The organism is Pseudophaeobacter sp. (genome assembly GCF_048267565.1).
Taxonomy (GTDB): Bacteria; Pseudomonadota; Alphaproteobacteria; order Rhodobacterales; family Rhodobacteraceae; genus Pseudophaeobacter; species Pseudophaeobacter profundi.
Map to the genome: position 1 here is coordinate 159,971 of NZ_JBLWXG010000004.1, position 17,538 is coordinate 177,508.

19 protein-coding genes are annotated in these 17,538 nt (G+C 59.0%); 11 read left to right on the forward strand and 8 right to left on the reverse strand.

All coding sequences use genetic code 11. From position 1 onward, the window contains the following. Nucleotides 1-70: 70 nt before the first annotated feature. From trmB to trpB, 9 genes are all read left to right on the forward strand, one after another. The gene (trmB, locus tag ACN0VH_RS11540; RefSeq protein WP_278923404.1) at nucleotides 71-835 is read left to right on the forward strand and encodes a tRNA (guanosine(46)-N7)-methyltransferase TrmB; all 765 of its coding nucleotides are present in this window, start codon (nucleotides 71-73) and stop codon (nucleotides 833-835) included. Nucleotides 836-949: 114 nt separating this feature from the next. Continuing rightward, entirely contained in the window at nucleotides 950-2,296 is a 1,347-nt protein-coding gene (aroA, locus tag ACN0VH_RS11545; protein ID WP_278923403.1) for a 3-phosphoshikimate 1-carboxyvinyltransferase, read from the forward strand. 62 nt (nucleotides 2,297-2,358) lie between these two features. Beyond that, a complete protein-coding gene (cmk, locus tag ACN0VH_RS11550) occupies nucleotides 2,359-2,979 on the forward strand; it encodes a (d)CMP kinase (RefSeq protein WP_417700660.1) in 621 nt (206 codons plus the stop codon). A gap of 141 nt (nucleotides 2,980-3,120) precedes the next feature. Continuing rightward, nucleotides 3,121-3,753, forward strand: a complete 633-nt coding sequence (locus ACN0VH_RS11555; protein ID WP_278923542.1) for a nitroreductase family protein — start codon at nucleotides 3,121-3,123, stop codon at nucleotides 3,751-3,753. 343 nt (nucleotides 3,754-4,096) lie between these two features. Continuing rightward, nucleotides 4,097-5,773 (forward strand): 30S ribosomal protein S1, encoded by a 1,677-nt coding sequence (gene rpsA / locus ACN0VH_RS11560; RefSeq protein ID WP_278923401.1) that lies wholly within the window; start codon nucleotides 4,097-4,099, stop codon nucleotides 5,771-5,773. A gap of 423 nt (nucleotides 5,774-6,196) precedes the next feature. Further along, entirely contained in the window at nucleotides 6,197-6,481 is a 285-nt protein-coding gene (gene ihfB / locus ACN0VH_RS11565; RefSeq protein WP_009811081.1) for an integration host factor subunit beta, read from the forward strand. After that, entirely contained in the window at nucleotides 6,482-6,832 is a 351-nt protein-coding gene (locus ACN0VH_RS11570; RefSeq protein ID WP_278923400.1) for a lipopolysaccharide assembly protein LapA domain-containing protein, read from the forward strand. Between the two features lie 9 nt (nucleotides 6,833-6,841). Then, nucleotides 6,842-7,507 (forward strand): phosphoribosylanthranilate isomerase, encoded by a 666-nt coding sequence (locus ACN0VH_RS11575; protein ID WP_417700661.1) that lies wholly within the window; start codon nucleotides 6,842-6,844, stop codon nucleotides 7,505-7,507. Between the two features lie 188 nt (nucleotides 7,508-7,695). Beyond that, nucleotides 7,696-8,955: a tryptophan synthase subunit beta gene (trpB, locus tag ACN0VH_RS11580; RefSeq protein WP_278923398.1), complete on the forward strand. Its 1,260-nt coding sequence runs from the start codon at nucleotides 7,696-7,698 to the stop codon at nucleotides 8,953-8,955. Nucleotides 8,956-9,020: 65 nt separating this feature from the next. Here trpB and hmuQ read toward each other — a convergent pair whose 3' ends face one another. From hmuQ to ACN0VH_RS11605, 5 genes are all read right to left on the reverse strand, one after another. Further along, the gene (gene hmuQ / locus ACN0VH_RS11585; protein ID WP_417700662.1) at nucleotides 9,021-9,341 is read right to left on the reverse strand and encodes a heme-degrading protein HmuQ; all 321 of its coding nucleotides are present in this window, start codon (nucleotides 9,339-9,341) and stop codon (nucleotides 9,021-9,023) included. 161 nt (nucleotides 9,342-9,502) lie between these two features. Beyond that, on the reverse strand, nucleotides 9,503-9,898 hold the full coding sequence (locus ACN0VH_RS11590) for a DUF2237 family protein (RefSeq protein WP_278923396.1): 396 nt from the start codon (nucleotides 9,896-9,898) through the stop codon (nucleotides 9,503-9,505). Nucleotides 9,899-9,908: 10 nt separating this feature from the next. Beyond that, nucleotides 9,909-11,072 (reverse strand): serine hydrolase domain-containing protein, encoded by a 1,164-nt coding sequence (locus ACN0VH_RS11595; protein WP_417700663.1) that lies wholly within the window; start codon nucleotides 11,070-11,072, stop codon nucleotides 9,909-9,911. Between the two features lie 73 nt (nucleotides 11,073-11,145). Then, complete coding sequence (gene pth, locus ACN0VH_RS11600) at nucleotides 11,146-11,895, reverse strand: aminoacyl-tRNA hydrolase (RefSeq protein WP_278923394.1); 750 nt, start codon at nucleotides 11,893-11,895, stop codon at nucleotides 11,146-11,148. 619 nt (nucleotides 11,896-12,514) lie between these two features. Beyond that, nucleotides 12,515-13,147, reverse strand: a complete 633-nt coding sequence (locus ACN0VH_RS11605; RefSeq protein ID WP_417700664.1) for a 50S ribosomal protein L25/general stress protein Ctc — start codon at nucleotides 13,145-13,147, stop codon at nucleotides 12,515-12,517. 340 nt (nucleotides 13,148-13,487) lie between these two features. On the opposite strand from ACN0VH_RS11605, the gene ACN0VH_RS11610 reads away from it, so the two are divergent. Together ACN0VH_RS11610 and ACN0VH_RS11615 are read left to right on the forward strand one after the other, a co-directional pair. After that, nucleotides 13,488-13,928, forward strand: coding sequence for a hypothetical protein (locus tag ACN0VH_RS11610; RefSeq protein ID WP_417700665.1), 441 nt, complete (start codon nucleotides 13,488-13,490; stop codon nucleotides 13,926-13,928). Next, entirely contained in the window at nucleotides 13,925-14,644 is a 720-nt protein-coding gene (locus tag ACN0VH_RS11615; protein WP_417700666.1) for an HTTM domain-containing protein, read from the forward strand. The genes ACN0VH_RS11610 and ACN0VH_RS11615 overlap by 4 nt, the downstream gene beginning before the upstream one ends. Before the next feature lie 13 nt (nucleotides 14,645-14,657). On the opposite strand, the gene ACN0VH_RS11620 is transcribed toward ACN0VH_RS11615, so the two are convergent. From ACN0VH_RS11620 to ACN0VH_RS11630, 3 genes are all read right to left on the reverse strand, one after another. Then, nucleotides 14,658-15,824: an alpha-hydroxy acid oxidase gene (locus ACN0VH_RS11620; RefSeq protein ID WP_278923390.1), complete on the reverse strand. Its 1,167-nt coding sequence runs from the start codon at nucleotides 15,822-15,824 to the stop codon at nucleotides 14,658-14,660. 170 nt (nucleotides 15,825-15,994) lie between these two features. Continuing rightward, entirely contained in the window at nucleotides 15,995-16,786 is a 792-nt protein-coding gene (gene trpA / locus ACN0VH_RS11625; protein WP_278923389.1) for a tryptophan synthase subunit alpha, read from the reverse strand. A 114-nt stretch (nucleotides 16,787-16,900) separates the two neighbouring features. After that, nucleotides 16,901-17,395, reverse strand: coding sequence for an acyloxyacyl hydrolase (locus ACN0VH_RS11630; RefSeq protein WP_417700667.1), 495 nt, complete (start codon nucleotides 17,393-17,395; stop codon nucleotides 16,901-16,903). Nucleotides 17,396-17,538 lie beyond the last annotated feature (143 nt).

Below are 17,538 nucleotides of genomic sequence, written 5' to 3' on the forward strand. Positions count from 1 at the left end.
GGGCCAGTGCTGGCCTTGGTATGCCGGACATCTGGTGCCACCGCGCCCCGCATAAAGGATGACCCTGCCCATGGTTGACAAGAAAACACCCCGTGAAACTGGCTCTGCTCTGGACGCCTCGGATAACGGTGCCCATGTCAGCGGCGCGCCCTGGCGCAACTTCTATGGTCGTTTCAGTGGCAAGACCCTGAAGGACAGCCAGCGCCGCTATCTGGCTGAGGATCTGGAGGCGCTGAGCCCCGGTGCGGTTGGTTGGGATGAAAACCCGGATCGTGTGCCGCTGGACCTGCAGGCGCTGTTTGGCGGTCGCGACACCTGGCTGGAGGTCGGCTTTGGCGGCGGAGAGCATCTGGTGCATCAGGCCAGCAACAATCCGGATGTGGGCATTATCGGTGCCGAGCCCTTTATCAACGGGGTTGCCATGCTCTTGGGGAAAATCCGCAAGGCGGGCTGTGACAATATCGCGGTGCATCCGGGGGACGCGCGTGATCTGATGGATGTGATTCCGCCGCAGTCGATTGCCAAGGCCTTTCTGCTCTACCCGGATCCCTGGCCCAAGACCCGCCACCACCGCCGCCGTTTTGTCACCCAGGAACACCTGGAGCCGCTGGCACGCTGCCTGAAGCCGGGGGGCATTTTCCGCGTCGCCACAGATATTCCCGACTATGTGCGCCAGACCCTGGAAGAGGTCCCGAAGGCGGGTTTTGAATGGCTGGCCAGCGAGGCGGCGGATTGGCGCGAACCCTGGGGCGACTGGATTTCTACCCGCTATGAACAAAAGGCGCTGCGCGAGGGGAGAACACCAACCTATCTGACCTTTCGCCGACTTGGTTAGCCGCTTGGTCCCGTGCCTGGCCTGTCGCCTGTGATCCGCGCTGGACCCGCTGGCTGCAATTCGTTACCGATAGCGGCAACAGAACAGACCGAACGATGATACAAAGGAAGCGCCATGTCCGGACACGGTACCCCGATCCCGATGACCTCTCACCGCGCCGCGCCGCTGACCGGTGTGGCCGAGGTGCCGGGGGATAAGTCGATTTCACATCGCTCCCTGATCCTGGGGGCCATGGCTGTCGGGGAAACCAAGATTTCAGGTCTGCTGGAAGGCGACGATGTGTTGGATACCGCCAAGGCAATGCAGGCTTTTGGTGCGGAAGTGGTGAACCACGGCAGCGGCAATTGGTCGGTTTTTGGTGTAGGCGTCGGTGGGTTTGCCGAGCCGGATCAGGTGATCGACTGCGGCAACTCCGGGACCGGGGTGCGGCTGATCATGGGCTGTATGGCGACCTCGCCAATTGCGGTGACCTTTACCGGCGACGCCAGTCTGAACGGGCGTCCAATGGCCCGGGTGACGGATCCTCTGGCGCTGTTTGGTGCCAAAACGGTTGGCCGCAGCGGCGGGCGTTTGCCGATGACGATCGTCGGCGCGGCGCAGCCGACACCGGTGCGCTATGTGGTGCCTGTGCCCTCGGCGCAGGTGAAGTCCGCGGTGCTGCTGGCGGGGCTGAATGCGCCGGGTCAAACCGTTGTGATCGAAAAGGAAGCCACGCGCGACCATTCTGAACGCATGTTGGCAGGCTTTGGCGCCGAAATCACCGTCGAGGACAGCGACGAGGGCCGGGTGATCACCCTCACGGGGCAGCCTGAGCTGAAGCCACAGGTGATTGCGGTGCCGCGTGATCCTTCCAGTGCGGCCTTTCCGGTCTGTGCTGCGCTGATCACACCGGGGTCGGATGTCTTGGTGCCGGGCATTGGCCTGAACCCGACTCGCGCAGGCCTGTTTTACACGCTGCAGGATATGGGCGCTGACCTGACCTTTGAAAACCCGCGCGAAGAGGGGGGCGAACCTGTGGCAGATCTGCGGGCCAAATATTCCCCCGATATGCAGGGGATCGCGGTGCCACCGGAACGGGCGGCCTCGATGATTGATGAATATCCGGTGCTATCGGTTGTGGCCTCTTTTGCAACTGGCAAGACCATGATGGCCGGTGTGAAAGAGCTGCGCGTTAAGGAAAGTGATCGCATCGACGCCATGGCGCGCGGGCTGCGGGCCAATGGGGTTACTGTCGAAGACGGCGAAGACTGGTGGTCGGTCGAAGGCCTTGGCCCCGATGGCGTGCCAGGCGGGGGCACCTGTGAGAGTTTTCTTGATCACCGTATTGCCATGTCCTTCATGGTGATGGGCATGGGGGCGCAAAAACCGGTGACGGTGGATGATGGCTCGCCGATCACCACGTCTTTTCCGATTTTCGAACCCCTGATGACAGGACTGGGCGCGAAGTTCAGCCAGGCTTGAGAGCTGGCTTGAAACCAGATTTCAAGCCAGACCCAGCCATGCCAGAGAGGAGCACAGCGCAGATGACCGGGCCTTTTACCATTGCCATCGACGGGCCTGCAGCCGCAGGCAAGGGCACAATCTCCAAGGCCGTTGCGGCAGCGCTGGGGCTGGGCCATCTGGATACCGGGCTGTTGTATCGTGCGGTTGGCGTCAAGACACTGGACGGCCTTGCCCCGGTGGATGCGGCGCAGGCGCTGACATCCGAGGATCTGCAGCGCGATGATCTGCGTGGCCCAGAGGCGGCGCAGGCCGCGTCGAAGGTGGCGGTGATCGCGGAGGTGCGCGCAGCGCTGGTGGATTTCCAGCGTGCCTTTGCCCGGCGGGCAGGCGGCGCAGTGCTGGATGGGCGCGACATTGGCACCGTGATCTGCCCACAGGCCGAGGTAAAGCTTTTTGTGACAGCCAGCGCCGAAGTGCGCGCCAAGCGCCGCTTTCTGGAGCTGTCGGCCACCGGACAGGCAGACACGCTGGAAGAGGTGCTGGCTGACGTGAAGGCGCGCGACGACCGTGATATGAACCGGGCCGAAGCGCCCCTGAAACCGGCGCCGGATGCGGTGGTGATTGATACCAGCGACCTCTCTATTGAACAGGCGGTGGCGCAGGCCATTGCCCTGATCGAGACACGCCAGCAACAGCCGTAACACACGGATTGCAGCCCCGGCACCACCGGTCCTGTACCGGTTTCCGGTGATGTATCATGGAATTTTTCTGCGCGCCCCTTTTAAACTGAACAGTTCAGTTCTATGTCGAGGGAGTAAAACCTTCCAATGACGGGAAAGAATATGTTTCTAGAAAAGCTGAACTGGCGCTACGCCACCAAGAAGATGGATCCCTCCAAGCCAGTTTCAGAGGCGGCCGTGGCCAAGATCGTCGAGGCGGTTCAGATGGCGCCGACCTCCAGCGGGTTGCAGCCCTATGAATTGCTGGTTGTGCGGAACAAGGACATTCGCGCCGCCATTCGCCCTGTGGCGTGGGATCAAGCCCAGATCACCGATGGTTCACACCTGCTGGTCTTTGCCGCCTGGGATAACTACAGCGAAGCGCGCATTGACGCCGTGGTCGATCAGATGGCGGCAGAGCGGGGCGGCATGACCGATCTGCTGCAGGGCTACTATGACCGCCTCAAGGCGATGTATCTGCCCAGAACCGAAGAAGAAAACTACGCCCACGCGGCGCGGCAGGCCTATATCGGCCTTGGATTTGCGCTGGCTGCGGCGGCTGAACTGGGCGTTGACAGCACTCCGATGGAAGGCTTCGATCCGGCCCAGGTCGACGAAATCCTAGGGTTGAAAGAGAAAGGCCTGCGCTCGGTCCTGCTCTTGCCGCTGGGCACCCGGGATGCAAGCGGTGATTGGTTGGTGGATTTGAAGAAGGTGCGCAAACCGCTGAACACATTCGTGACCAATATCGACTGATCGCATTTCAGATCATGGCAAAGGCTGCTGTACCCGGCGGCCTTTGCCCCGCATCGGGGGCCGGGCTGTCGGGCTGGATCAAACTGGTCCTGTTTCAAGGGCCGCGCATCAGTGCGCAGGGGCTTTAGGCTTGATTGTAGCGGGTATTGGACGTATAAGCCGCGCTGTCAGTATAGGGGCGGCCAACGCTCGAATGGCAATCTGAGCAGGGTCGGGGCAAGTTCCGGCCCTTTGTGTTTGTTTGCTCCAGATGCCTTTGTGCCACGTCCCATGCGACCAAACCCCAAGACCGGCGGAGACAACCGCACGGCCAGAAAACTTTGTAAAGGAAACCTGAGACCTCATGGCTCAAAACGTATCTATGGAGGACTTCGAAGCCCTTCTTAACGAAAGCTTCGAAATGGACACCCCAAACGAGGGGTCCGTTGTTAAAGGCAAGGTTATCGCGATCGAAGCGGGCCAGGCCCTGATCGACGTAGGCTACAAGATGGAAGGCCGCGTTGACCTGAAAGAATTCGCAAACCCTGGCGAAGCTCCTGAAATTGCTGTTGGTGACGAGGTAGAAGTCTTCCTGCGTTCCGCAGAAAACGCCCGTGGCGAAGCTGTTATCTCTCGCGAGATGGCGCGCCGCGAAGAAGCCTGGGACCGTCTGGAAAAAGCCTACGCCGACGACGAGCGCGTCGAAGGCGCGATCTTTGGTCGTGTCAAAGGTGGCTTTACCGTCGATCTGGGTGGCGCAGTTGCCTTCCTGCCAGGTTCGCAAGTTGACGTGCGCCCCGTGCGCGACGCTGGCCCTCTGATGGGTCTGAAACAGCCCTTCCAGATCCTGAAAATGGACCGTCGTCGTGGCAATATCGTTGTATCGCGTCGTGCGATTCTCGAAGAATCCCGTGCCGAGCAGCGCGCCGAAGTTATCGGCAAGCTCTCCGAAGGTGATTCGGTTGACGGCGTGGTCAAGAACATCACCGAATACGGTGCATTTGTTGACCTGGGCGGCGTAGACGGCCTGCTGCACGTCACCGACATGGCATGGCGTCGGGTGAACCACCCCTCCGAGATCCTGGCGATCGGCGAAACCGTCAAGGTTCAGGTCATCAAGATCAACAAAGAGACCCACCGTATCTCCCTCGGCATGAAGCAGCTGCAGGAAGATCCATGGGATCTGGTTGGCGCCAAATATCCGCTCTCCTCGGTCCACAAAGGCCGTGTTACCAACATCACCGATTACGGTGCATTTGTTGAGCTGGAGCCCGGTGTCGAAGGTCTGGTCCACGTTTCCGAAATGTCTTGGACCAAGAAGAACGTGCACCCCGGCAAGATCGTCTCTACTTCGCAGGAAGTTGACGTCATGGTTCTGGAAATCGACGGCTCCAAGCGCCGCGTTTCCCTGGGTCTCAAGCAGACACAGCGCAACCCATGGGAAGTCTTCTCGGAATCCAACCCCGAGGGCACCGAAGTCGAAGGCGAAGTCAAGAACATCACCGAATTCGGTCTGTTCATCGGCCTCGACGGCGACATCGACGGCATGGTTCACCTGTCCGACCTGTCCTGGGACGAGCGCGGCGAAGATGCGATCCAGAACTACCGCAAAGGCGACATGGTTTCGGCCGTTGTCTCCGAAGTGGACGTTGAAAAAGAGCGTATCTCTCTGTCGATCAAAGCCCTGGGCGGCGACAAGTTCGCTGAAGCCGTTGGCGGCGTGAAGCGTGGCTCGATTGTCACCGTGAACGTTACTGCCATCGAAGAAGGCGGCATCGAGGTCGAATACGAAGGCATGAAGAGCTTCATCCGTCGTTCCGACCTGTCGCGTGATCGCGCAGAGCAGCGCCCCGAGCGCTTCAATGTTGGCGACAAGGTCGACGTGCGCGTCACCAATGTCGACAGCAAGACCCGTCGTCTGGGTCTGTCGATCAAAGCCCGCGAGATCGCAGAAGAAAAAGAAGCTGTTGAGCAGTATGGTTCCTCGGATTCCGGCGCAAGCTTGGGTGATATCCTGGGCGCAGCTCTGAACAACGACTAAATTTCGACTGGCGCTTTGGCGCAGGTTGAGCAGAACGGCCCCGCCTTATGGCGGGGCCGTTTCTGTTTGAGCGGATTTCCACCAGGGAATGCAGCCTGGCAGCGCATTCAATCCTGTGTTGTGGGCCTTGCGGCGGGGGGCTGGTCCGCCGGGGCCCGGCGCGGCGGACTGCGCGCCACAGCTGCAGCGTAACACTCTGCGAATCAATCACTTTCGCAGCGCTCCTTTTGTTGGCTGAAAGCCTGTCTGGGGCCTGTTTTTGCGCTCAAGCTGCGTAAACAAAGAGAAAATCCCGCCTCTTGGGGGGCTATGGGCGCTAAAATTTGGCCGCCCCTTGTCTGTTTTGGTTCCTTGAACGCTGATTTGTACCTATAGTTGTCGTTAGCCAACAAAGGCTTGCGTAGTTTTGGGAGGGCAGGAAGTATGATCCGTTCTGAATTGATTCAGAAGATTGCAGACGAAAACCCGCACCTGTATCAGCGGGATGTCGAAAGGATCGTGAATACGGTATTCGAGGAAGTGACCGACGCGATGTCCCGGGGCGACCGGGTCGAATTGCGCGGTTTTGGCGCGTTCTCGGTGAAACAGCGAGACTCGCGGGTGGGCCGCAACCCACGCACTGGTGAAACTGTCCAAGTGGAAGAAAAACATGTTCCGTTCTTCAAGACCGGTAAGCTCTTGAGGGACCGCCTGAACGGAAAGGCCTAAATGCGCTATATTCGCTATGCTATTCTGGGATCCCTGGGGATCCTGCTGGTGTCGGTTTGCATCGCAAACCGTACGATTGTCGACCTGAAGCTGCTGCCGTCCGCCGTGGCCGAGCTTTTTGGCATCAATCCTTCTATTGCTTTGCCGTTGTTTGTGGTGGTGCTGGGGGGCTTGGGCGCGGGGCTGGCGATTGGCTTTATCTGGGAATGGCTCCGCGAGCATAAGCACCGCCGGGCCGTCAGCACCCAGAATCGCGAAGTGAAAAAACTGTCACGCGAAGTCAAAAAGCTGAAACAACAGAAACATGAGGGCAAAGACGACGTTCTGGCCCTTCTGGATGAGACCAGCTGAGCCAAGCGAATGAGTGCAATTGGGGTAAAGATCTGTGGGCTGCGCAGCCCGCAGGATGTGGTGGCAGCTGCCGATGCGGGTGCCGCCTATGTGGGTTTTGTGTTTTTCCCAAAATCCCCGCGCAATATACCCATGCCGCAGGCCGCCGCTTTGGCGCTGGAGGTGCCCGCTGGCCTGTGCAAGGTGGCGCTGACGGTCAATGCCGATGATGCCGCGCTGGATGCGCTGACCGAGACGGTTGCGCTTGATATGTTGCAGCTGCACGGCCGTGAGAGCCCGCAGCGGGTGGCCGAGGTCAAGGCGCGCTATGGGCTGCCGGTGATGAAAGCCATTGGCGTCGCCGATGCCGACGATCTGCCGCAGATCGACCTGTATTCACAGGTTGCGGATCAGCTCTTGATAGATGCAAAGCCACCAAAAGACGCCGATTTACCGGGCGGCAATGGGCTGGCCTTTGATTGGCGCTTGCTGGCCGGGCGCAAATACTGGCAGCGCCCCTGGATGCTGGCTGGCGGTCTGACGCCCGACAATGTGGCCGAGGCTATCCGCATGACCGGGGCGCGTCAGGTGGATGTCTCTTCCGGGGTAGAGGCAGCGCCGGGGCAAAAAGACGCTGAATTGATCGCCAGATTTACAACTGCCGCCCTGTCGGCCCCTCCCGTTGTGACCCGCTAACAATACGGCAGACAAGGGCCTGGTTGGTGGCAGGGTCGCCGCAGCAGAGCGGTGCCACGCCACCAACCGGGCCCTTGTGGCGTCTTGGTGGGGAAATTTCGGGCCCGTGCAGAATCCTGCAGCCTCTCTCTTTACCCGCCGCCGCCTGCGCGATAGTCATATTGAGCGCTGCGACAAAGGGAAAACCCATGGCAAACGATCTGTTCAACAGCTTTATGAATGGCCCCGACGAAAAGGGTCGCTTTGGCATCTTTGGGGGGCGGTTTGTCTCGGAAACCTTGATGCCGCTTATTCTGAGCCTGGAAGAAGAATACAACCGTGCCAAGGATGACCCAGGCTTCTGGGCCGAGATGGACGATCTGTGGCAGCACTATGTCGGCCGTCCCAGCCCGCTGTATCATGCCGAACGGCTGAGCGCCCATCTGGGCGGTGCCAAGATCTACATGAAGCGCGATGAGCTGAACCATACAGGCGCGCATAAGATCAACAATGTGCTGGGCCAGATTCTGCTGGCGCGGCGCATGGGCAAAACCCGCATCATTGCCGAAACCGGTGCCGGGCAGCACGGGGTGGCCACCGCCACTGTCTGTGCCAAGTTTGGCTTGAAATGTGTAGTTTACATGGGCGCGCATGATGTGAAGCGTCAGGCTCCCAATGTGTTCCGCATGCGCCTGCTGGGCGCCGAGGTGATCCCGGTGACATCGGGCCGTGGCACCCTGAAGGATGCCATGAATGACGCATTGCGCGACTGGGTGACCAACGTCAACGATACCTTCTATTGCATCGGCACCGCCGCAGGCCCGCATCCCTATCCGGCCCTGGTGCGTGATTTCCAGTCGATCATCGGCAAGGAAGTGCGCTGGCAGCTGGCGGAGCAAGAGGGCGAAGGTCGTCTGCCAGATACGCTGATTGCTGCAATTGGTGGCGGTTCGAACGCAATTGGCCTGTTCCATCCTTTCCTGGATGACAAATCCGTCAATATCATCGGGGTCGAAGCTGGCGGCAAAGGCGTTGATGACCGCATGCAGCATTGTGCCTCTCTTACCGGGGGTCGCCCCGGTGTGCTGCACGGCAACCGCACCTATCTGCTGCAGGATGACGACGGCCAAATTCAGGAAGGGTTCTCAATCTCGGCTGGGCTGGATTATCCCGGTATCGGCCCCGAACATTCCTGGCTGCATGATACGGGGCGGGCGAAATATGTCTCGATTACCGACAAGGAAGCGCTGGAGGCATTCCAGCTGTCCTGTGCGATGGAAGGTATCATTCCGGCACTGGAGCCCAGCCATGCGCTGGCCCATGTGATGAAGATCGCGCCGGATCTGCCTGCGGACCATATCATCGTGATGAATATGTGTGGCCGTGGTGACAAGGATGTCTTTACCGTGGCCAAACACCTGGGCTTTGACATGTCTGATACCGAAGAAGGCCGCACCTTCGAGGACTAATGGCGTCAGCCAAATCAGGACAAGTGGCAGGCCGATCCAGAATACCGGGTCGGCCTTTATCGTGGTCAGGCCTCGTGCAGGACGGTTTCGAAGCCTTCAAACTGCGGGTGGCCCAGGATTGGGCTTTCGCCTTCGCGTTTGCCGACGTTGCGATGCGAGGCTCGGAATTGTTCCGATTTCGTCCAGGCTTCAAAATCATCGCGGCTGTCCCAGATCACATGGCTGGAATACAGGCGGTGATCCTCGTTTTCGGGTCCTTTCAGAAGGCGAAACTCGCGAAATCCCGAAAGTTCTTTGAGGTGGGATTCGCGGGATTTCCAGATTTGTTCAAAATCTTCTTCGCGCCCGAGGCGAATTTTAAAACGATTCATAGCGATAAAGCTCATGGCCGGTCTCCTAGTATATGGGGGAAAGGCTGGCGTTGAACGGTCGAGGGAGGACCGGGCAGCTGGCGACAGTGGTGGATAGCGGCAAACCCGCCGCCAGGTCAATTGCCGAGATCACGCTTTAGGCGGTTGCCAAAGGCGGCAGGGCGGGCAGGCCTGGCCTATTGAAGGTTACGCTGTCCGGGGGGCTGCACATCATGGGCCTGCAACAGGGCCATGGGGATGACGTCCAGTGCGCGTAGGTGGGTAGCCGCCAGCACGACGAGCGGCGCGCAGCCTTCGTCTACGGCCTGCAAGAAACGGCTGGCACAGAGACACCAGCGATCGCCCGGCTTCAACCCGGCAAAGCCGTATTCGGGGCGCGGCGTTGACAGATCGTTGCCGACATATTTTGAAAAGGCCAGAAACTCGGCCGTCATCACCGCGCAGACGGTATGGCTGCCCTGGTCTTGAACGCAGGTATTGCAATGGCCATCCCGAAAGAAGCCGGTACGCGGGGCATGCGAGCAGGGCTCTAGTGCCCCGCCCAGCACATTGAGGCTGGGATCTGGTGTCATACCGTGTAGCTTACAGTATCTGCGCTAGTTTTCGAAACATTTCGACATTGGCAGCGCTGACACCTGGATCGCGGAACTTGCGGTCGGCGGCGGTGCTGACAATGACCACATTCCGTGTCTGGTCGATATAGATATATTGTCCGTAGACGCCACGTGCCAGGAACTCTCCGTCATGGGCACCAACCGGGATCCACCATTGATACCCATAGCCGATCTTGCCGGGTTTTGTCGGGGCAGAGGCGGCGGTGGAGACCTCAACCCAATCGCGCGGCACCACCTGCTGCCCATTGTAGCGGCCTTGCTGTTCGATCATCAGCCCAAAGCGGGCATAGTCGCGCGTGGTGATATTCAGCCCGCCCAGAACAAAGGCGACCCCCTGCCCATCGGTGACATAGTAGAGGTCCTGTTCGAGCCCGAGGGGGGCGATGATCTTGTTCTGCAGCAGCGTTGCAATGCTCTGCCCGGTGGCACCGCGTATCACCATGCCAATCACATGCGTGTCGATAGAGACATATTGCCAGGTCTCACCGGGGGCGGCGAAGGTCTCGGTGAGGTCGGCGGCAAACTGATCCAATGTGCCGCCCAGGGCGACCTCGCGGCCCATGCGGTTGATATCAGAATCATAATCCAGATAGTCTTCATCAAAGGTGACGCCGCTGGCCATATTCAGCACATTTCGGATCGACGCACCGTCGTAGGCGCTGCCGATCAGCTGCGGCGCATATTTTGTGACGGGGTCGTCGATTGATCCAATGGCACCTTCCTCAAGCAGCACCCCAAACAGCGCCGAAAGATAACTTTTGGCCACCGACCAAGAGATGCGCCGGTCATCTGGATTTGTATCAAGGTGATAGCTCTCGTGGCGGATCTCTCCATCCTTCAGAACCAACAAAGAGGTCACGGCGCGTGTCTCTATCCAGTCCGGCGTGGTGGCGGGCAGGGTCATTTCAGGCCCCTGTGGCAGCGGGCTGACGGGGCCGGTGCCGCGCAAAACCGGTGTGGTCAGGAAGGCCGCATCCATGTTGGAAAAATTGGCCACGATCTTTTCGGCGGAAAACAGTGAGTTCACCGCCCAGAGCCGCAGGATCTGTTCCCGCTTCCAGATGCCAAACCCGGCCAGCAGAATGGCCACGACGGCGAGCATGCGCAGCAGGCGTTTGAGCTGTTTTTTCATTATTGGGCCTCCTCAGATCACAAACCTAGACCGCGTAGGGGCGCGATAGGAAGCATGACATGGCGGCAGGCAGTTATTTGAACTTGTCGACGAGCCGTTCCAGGGGCGAGCGGCTGTCTGGCGCTGGATTAGCATCCGCTGCCTTGTCTTGCGGCCCTGCGGGTGAGTCAGTGGGTGCTTTTTGGGCGGGCTGCTGGCCGGGTTTTGCGGGCGCAGGCTGATTTTTTACGGGTTTGGAACCGGTGGAACTGCGCGGCGGCGCCACCCGCAATGACACGGCATTCATGAATTTTCCGCCATCCCCGGCGGCCAGGGCCGCCGCCCCATCTGAAATACCAAGCAGTAGATCACCCAGCCAGGCTTCATCAGCCTTGGGAAAGTCGCGCAGGACATAGCCGGCAACTGCGTCCTTGTGGCCGGGATGCCCAACGCCCAGGCGCACCCGGCCATAATCGGCCCCGATATGGGAATGCAGCGAGCGCAGCCCATTGTGGCCGGCATGGCCGCCGCCCTGTTTTACCCGGCATTTCCCCGGTGCCAGATCCAGCTCATCATGCAGTACGGTGACATCCTGGCTGGTCAGCTTGTAAAACCGCATCGCCTCTCCGACTGCCTGGCCCGACAGGTTCATAAAGGTCTGGGGTTTCATCAGTAAAACCTTGGTACCACCCAATGTGCCCTCGCAAATCAGAGCTTGGAATTTGGCTTTCCAGGGGCTGAACCCATGGTCAGAGGCAATTTGATCCAGGGCCATAAAGCCGATGTTATGGCGGTTGCGGGCATATTTGTCGCCTGGATTGCCGAGCCCAACAAAGAGTTTCATAGCCTGTCTCGTCTCACATTGATCTGGTGGTGCCGCCCCTGGATGATACGCCCGGCGTTCGGGTCATTGGTCCTTGTGGGGCAGCGCTGGTTTGGGCTGCTACATGACCTGTTTGGGGCCGGAAATCCAGTGCCCTGTGTCGCAGGCTACCCTGCGCAGCAAGGCCCAAGGCCGAGACCGGCAATCAGATGCGTGGGCAGCGGCTCTCTGGGCGGAGGAGGTAGGTCTCTTTTTGTGACAAGAACTGGCGCGGGACCGGATCTGATATGGTCTCGCCGCAAAACTGTGGCGCGTCAAAATTGAAACCACGCAATATCCGAAACAGCAGCCGTCTGCGCAGGCGTGCCTCTTCCTGTTCTAGGGGATCCAACATTTTACTCACCTAAATTCTTCTCACTCCGGGTCCGAGTATGGCTGGCAAAAGCAAAGGAACGGTTTGCGCGCTACGGCTTCGTCAGGGGGCTGTGTCGTGTTCGGTGCCGTTTTTGCGCAGATTTTATCGGTTGAGCGCCGCAGAGCCGGGCTGCGCAAGGCGGGGCAGGGCTGAGGCATAGGCCGCGACAAAAAAAACGGGGCCCCGAAGGACCCCGTTTCATCCTCTCCCATGGGGAAGAGAAACTTATTCTTCAGCTGCTTCGGCAGCTTCGTCGCCTGCATCTTCGTCTTCATCGCCTGCAGCAATGCCGCCGGGGGCTGCAATGTTTGCAATAACGAAGTCACGGTCGATGGTTGGGCGTGCACCTTTGGGCAGCTCGATCGACGAGATGGTGATAACATCGCCGATGACGCTGTTCGCCAGATCAACGGTCAGCTTCTCAGGGATATCGCCTGCGGTCACAACCAGTTCGACTTCGGGACGAACCACGGCCAGCATGCCGCCTTTTTTGACGCCAGGGCAGGTATCTTCGTTGAGGAATTCAACCGGGATGAACAGGTTGATCTTCGACGTCCGGCGCAGGCGCATCAGGTCGAGGTGGGTTGGCAGATCTTTGACAACATCACGCTGAACGTCGCGGCAAATCACGCGTACGTCTTCCTGGCCTTCAACTTTCAGGTTCCACAGGGTGGACTTGAACTTGCCGGCCTTCAGCTTTTTCAACAGAACGTTGAACGGGATCTGGATCGAAAGTGGATCTGTATCACCACCGTAAACAACACCAGGAACCATGCCAGCACGACGTGCTGCGCGAGCGGCGCCCTTGCCCGTCCCCGCACGTTCCTCGGCGACGAGATCAGGAATCTCTTTTGCCATTTGAATTCTCCAATATATCTATGCGGGGTGCCTCCAAGGCTGTCACCCCACGTGAAGGCCTGCCCTTACAGGGGATTTCGGGGTTTCGCAAGGGGCAGTTCGCAGGGCCCCGGGATTGGGGGCGCCGCCCCCCGGCCTGCGGCCTCCCCCCGGGATATTTGCGGCCAAATGAAGTCGGCAGCCAAATGAAACCGACCGATATGTGATGCGTCGCCCAGAAGCCGCCCTTAACCAGAGCTTTTGCCGAGTTGCAAGCCGGGGCAAACAGCAGGGGCTAAGGGAAGTGTTAAAGCCAGCAGGCTAGTCTTGCGCCAGTGTTCAATCCCTGGAGGCTGCTGAGGTGCTGCGTCTGATTTCCCTGTTCTTGCCAACGGTGATTCCCTCTTGGCGGTTTTTCAATACGGTGGCGCCTTCGCCTCGGATTGAATTTCGCCTGATTGAGCCAGGCCAAAGCGCGGCCCATGCGGTTGGCGGCTGGCAAGAGGACCGCCCCCGGCCGCAGCATTTGCGCCTGTGGCAGATGCTGCAGCGGATGTTGTGGAACCCGCAATGGAACGAACAGCTTTATCTGGTCAGCTGCGCGGAACGCCTGATTGAGGCACCAAGCCAGCATAGCATTGATGAAATCAACCATAGGGTCGCTCGATTTCTGCCCCAGGGGGCTCAGGAGTTGCAATTTCGCCTGGTGTTTCTGTCGCGAGAAGGCGCGCGGATTGTAAAGCTGGTGGAATATGAAAGCAGGCCGGTGCCGTTGGCCCAGATACAGGAGGGCCCGATTTGAGCGGGATCTTGTTTCTGGAGCAGGGGCTGACGGCAGCCCAGGCGATGGGCTGGATACAGCTGTTCCTGGCCTTTGCCATTGCCCAGCAAAGCCTGGAGCACCTGGCGCTGGGAGGGGTAGCACTGCGGGATCGGGTGACCTTTGTGTCGCGGCTGCTGCTGTGTCTCGGGCTGGCGTTTGGGCTTGGTGGTGGCTGGCCGGTCTGGGGGCTTTGGGGACTCGGCCTGGCGATGCTCTGGCGGTATCAGGGGCCTTATAACGGCGGCAGCGACAAGATGACGATGCTGATCCTCAGCTGTCTGAGCCTGGCGCATCTGTCGCCGACAGTCTTTTGGCAAGAGATGGCGCTGTCCTATCTGGCGGTGCAACTGCTATTGTCTTATTTTGTCTCGGGCTGGGTCAAGGTGATCAATCCCGAATGGCGCAGCGGCAGCGCCCTGCGCGATGTCTTTCGCTTTTCCGCCTATCCGGTGAGCGAAGCGCTGCGCGGCCTGGCCGAGCGACGGCGCTTTTTATGGATCATGGGCTGGGCGGTCATCCTGTTTGAACTGGTCTTCCCGCTGGCCCTGTTGAACCCCATCGCATTGAAGCTGGCACTGCTCGGCGCGGCGGGGTTTCATTTGTCCAACGCCTGCTTTTTTGGTCTGAACCGGTTTTTCTGGATCTGGCTTTGCGCCTATCCGGCCCTGATCTGGTTTCAGGACCGGATATTCTGATCCGGCTTGGCCGTTATTCCTGCCAGGAGCCTTCAAAGTCACTGGGGATCAGCAGGTTGTGGCGGCCAAGATCGCTGACATTTCGTTCGCCACAGAGTGCCATGGTGGTGTCCAGCTCTTTGCTGATCACTTCTAGGGCGGTGGTGACGCCCTGCTGGCCCATGGCACCCAGCCCGTAGATATAGGCGCGTCCGATCATGGTGCCGGTGGCCCCCATGGCCAGCGCCTTCAGTACGTCCTGACCAGAGCGAATACCGCTGTCCAGTATTACCTCGATGTCGCCCCCTACGGCATCCAGGATCTGTGGCAGCATTCTGATCGAGCTGAGCGCCCCGTCCAACTGTCGACCGCCATGGTTGGAGACCACAATAGCATCGGCCCCTACTTTGACGGCCATCTTGGCGTCTTCGGCATCGAGGATCCCTTTCAGGATCACCTTGCCGCCCCACATTTCTTTTAGTTTGGCGATTTTGCCCCAGTCCAGCGACAGGTCAAATTGTTCCGCCGTCCATGCCCCCAGTGAAGAGGCATCCGATATGCCCTCGACATGGCCGACAATATTGCCAAACTCGCGCCGCTTGGCCCCCAGCATCTGCAGGCCCCAGGTCCATTTTGTCATCAGGTTGGCGATTGTCTTTGGGGTCAGTTTCGGGGGGGCAGAGAGGCCGTTTTTCAGATCTTTGTGCCGCTGGCCCAGAATCTGCAGATCAAGCGTGATGACAAGGGCAGAACATTTTGCATCCTTGGCGCGTTGGATCAGGCGGCGTACATAGTCTTCGTCCGTCATGGTGTAGAGCTGAAACCAGAAGGGTTTATCCGTGGCTTCGGCAACGTCTTCGATAGAGTTGATCGACATGGTCGAAAGGGTATAGGGGATGCCAAAGGCGGCAGCAGCCTTGGCGGCTTTGATTTCACCATCAGCGTGTTGCATGCCGGTCAGGCCAACCGGGGCCAGGGATACCGGCATGGTGACGTCTTGGCCAAGCATCTGACCCTTGGTTGAGCGCCCGGACATATCCACCGCAACGCGCTGGCGCAGGCGAATTTTTTCAAAGTCAGAGCTGTTTTCGCGAAAGGTCTGCTCGGTCCAGCTTCCGCTTTCGGTATAGTCAAAAAACATCCGCGGCACTCGCCGTTCATAGATGCGTTTCAGGTCCTGAATATTGGTGATTACCGGCACGGATTAGCCCTCGCTATGATGTGGTAAGTTTTCCTTACCAATTATTGAGGACTGCTGCAACACTGCAGAAGGGCGGCAGTTATGACACAAAAAGCCGCACCAGGCGGCGCGGCTTCTGATGATGTGGACCTCAGCGGCAGGTGGTGACAGTTGCACCGCTAAGGTTCTGTTCACCCTCGGTGGGCGCCCTCTGCCAGGGATTTGACAAAATCCAGAACCTCGGCGGTGGGTTTGCCTGCACCGATCTGGCTGACGATGGCGCTGCCAACAACGGCCCCATCGGAAATAGAGGCGATGTTCTGCGCCTTTTCAGGGGTATTGATGCCAAAGCCGACAATCACGGGCAGATCGGTTGCCGCCTTGATGCGGGCGACTTCGGGGCCAACATCGCCGGCCTGGGCTTCGGCAGAGCCGGTGATGCCCGTGACGGAGACATAATAAACAAAGCCAGAGGTATTTTGAAGCACGGTGGGCAGTCGCTTGTCATCCGTGGTGGGGGTGGCCAGGCGGATAAAGTTCAGCCCTGCCTTTTGCGCTGGAATGCACAGTTCCTCGTCTTCTTCGGGGGGCAGATCCACCACGATCAGCCCGTCAATACCCGCAGCTTTGGCATCGATCAAAAATTTCTCTACACCGCGGTTATAGATGGGGTTGTAGTAGCCCATCAATACAATCGGGGTGGTGTCATCGCCCTTGCGGAATTCGGCGGCCATCTGCAGCGTTTTTTCCAGGGTCATGCCGCCATCAAGCGCGCGCTGACCGGCCAGCTGAATGGTGGGGCCGTCTGCCATCGGATCGGTGAAGGGCAGGCCCAGTTCGATGATGTCGACGCCTGCGGCGGGCAGGCCCTTCACCAGTTCTAATGCGCTGTCATAATCGGGGTCACCAGCCATGACATAGGACACAAAGGCCTTTTTGCCGGCGGCTTTGAGTTCGGCGAATTTTGCGTCAATACGGGTCATTGTCGGGCCTCTTGCAACTTATCGCTCTGGTGTGCCGAAACTTGCCCGGGAAATCAATCCCGCTGCCCAGGCCAAATTGCGCTTTGCGTAAATTGGCCCAAGGTGGCACCGTCCCTAGCTCAGCGGAATATGCCAGCGCAGGGTCACCGCATTGACGCCTGGATTGATATATCCGGTCGAGGCATTTGATTTGTGGCTTAGCCCAAGCGACAGGCCCTTGCCGTTGTTGAAACGCTTGCCAACCGCGATCTGGCTGCGGATTTCAAAGGTAGAGCCGAGCTCGTTCAGCTGGATGGCTTCGACATAGGCGCCGGGTAAAACGCTTGCCTCGATGAACCAACTGTTTTGCAGGGTCCATTTGCCACTGACACCGACCCCCAGAAAGGCATCCCCGGTTTCGACCACTTCGATGGCGCCAGCGAGGTGGGTGGAAAAGATCCGGCCCTCGTAAAAAGGAGTGTGCGTATATTCAAGCGCAAGCAATGCGCCATCCTGGGCGCCATTGTGCGAATAGTCGGTATAGCCCGCGCCAAGAACGATCTCTTGGCCCGTAACAGCACTTGCAAGCCCGGTAGCCAAAGCTGCAGACAATAGTATCGTTGTTTTCATTGCTTTCCTCAATCGTCCTGGAACCTGGAATGAAATAGGATCTTCTTCTCAATATGAAACCTGCGCACACGCAGATGCGACGTTGCGTGATGGTATATCAAGACCTCCCCATATCACTCTGAACAGGAGCAAGACGTCAAGTT

What these genes read in the sequence shown, in the direction of transcription:
- trmB (WP_278923404.1), top strand. Translation starts at nt 71, where the DNA reads ATGGTTGACAAGAAAACACCCCGTGAAACTGGCTCTGCTCTGGACGCC.
- aroA (WP_278923403.1), top strand. Translation starts at nt 950, where the DNA reads ATGTCCGGACACGGTACCCCGATCCCGATGACCTCTCACCGCGCCGCG.
- cmk (WP_417700660.1), top strand. Translation starts at nt 2,359, where the DNA reads ATGACCGGGCCTTTTACCATTGCCATCGACGGGCCTGCAGCCGCAGGC.
- ACN0VH_RS11555 (WP_278923542.1), top strand. Translation starts at nt 3,121, where the DNA reads ATGTTTCTAGAAAAGCTGAACTGGCGCTACGCCACCAAGAAGATGGAT.
- rpsA (WP_278923401.1), top strand. Translation starts at nt 4,097, where the DNA reads ATGGCTCAAAACGTATCTATGGAGGACTTCGAAGCCCTTCTTAACGAA.
- ihfB (WP_009811081.1), top strand. Translation starts at nt 6,197, where the DNA reads ATGATCCGTTCTGAATTGATTCAGAAGATTGCAGACGAAAACCCGCAC.
- ACN0VH_RS11570 (WP_278923400.1), top strand. Translation starts at nt 6,482, where the DNA reads ATGCGCTATATTCGCTATGCTATTCTGGGATCCCTGGGGATCCTGCTG.
- ACN0VH_RS11575 (WP_417700661.1), top strand. Translation starts at nt 6,842, where the DNA reads ATGAGTGCAATTGGGGTAAAGATCTGTGGGCTGCGCAGCCCGCAGGAT.
- trpB (WP_278923398.1), top strand. Translation starts at nt 7,696, where the DNA reads ATGGCAAACGATCTGTTCAACAGCTTTATGAATGGCCCCGACGAAAAG.
- hmuQ (WP_417700662.1), bottom strand. Translation starts at nt 9,341, where the DNA reads ATGAGCTTTATCGCTATGAATCGTTTTAAAATTCGCCTCGGGCGCGAA.
- ACN0VH_RS11590 (WP_278923396.1), bottom strand. Translation starts at nt 9,898, where the DNA reads ATGACACCAGATCCCAGCCTCAATGTGCTGGGCGGGGCACTAGAGCCC.
- ACN0VH_RS11595 (WP_417700663.1), bottom strand. Translation starts at nt 11,072, where the DNA reads ATGAAAAAACAGCTCAAACGCCTGCTGCGCATGCTCGCCGTCGTGGCC.
- pth (WP_278923394.1), bottom strand. Translation starts at nt 11,895, where the DNA reads ATGAAACTCTTTGTTGGGCTCGGCAATCCAGGCGACAAATATGCCCGC.
- ACN0VH_RS11605 (WP_417700664.1), bottom strand. Translation starts at nt 13,147, where the DNA reads ATGGCAAAAGAGATTCCTGATCTCGTCGCCGAGGAACGTGCGGGGACG.
- trpA (WP_278923389.1), bottom strand. Translation starts at nt 16,786, where the DNA reads ATGACCCGTATTGACGCAAAATTCGCCGAACTCAAAGCCGCCGGCAAA.
- ACN0VH_RS11630 (WP_417700667.1), bottom strand. Translation starts at nt 17,395, where the DNA reads ATGAAAACAACGATACTATTGTCTGCAGCTTTGGCTACCGGGCTTGCA.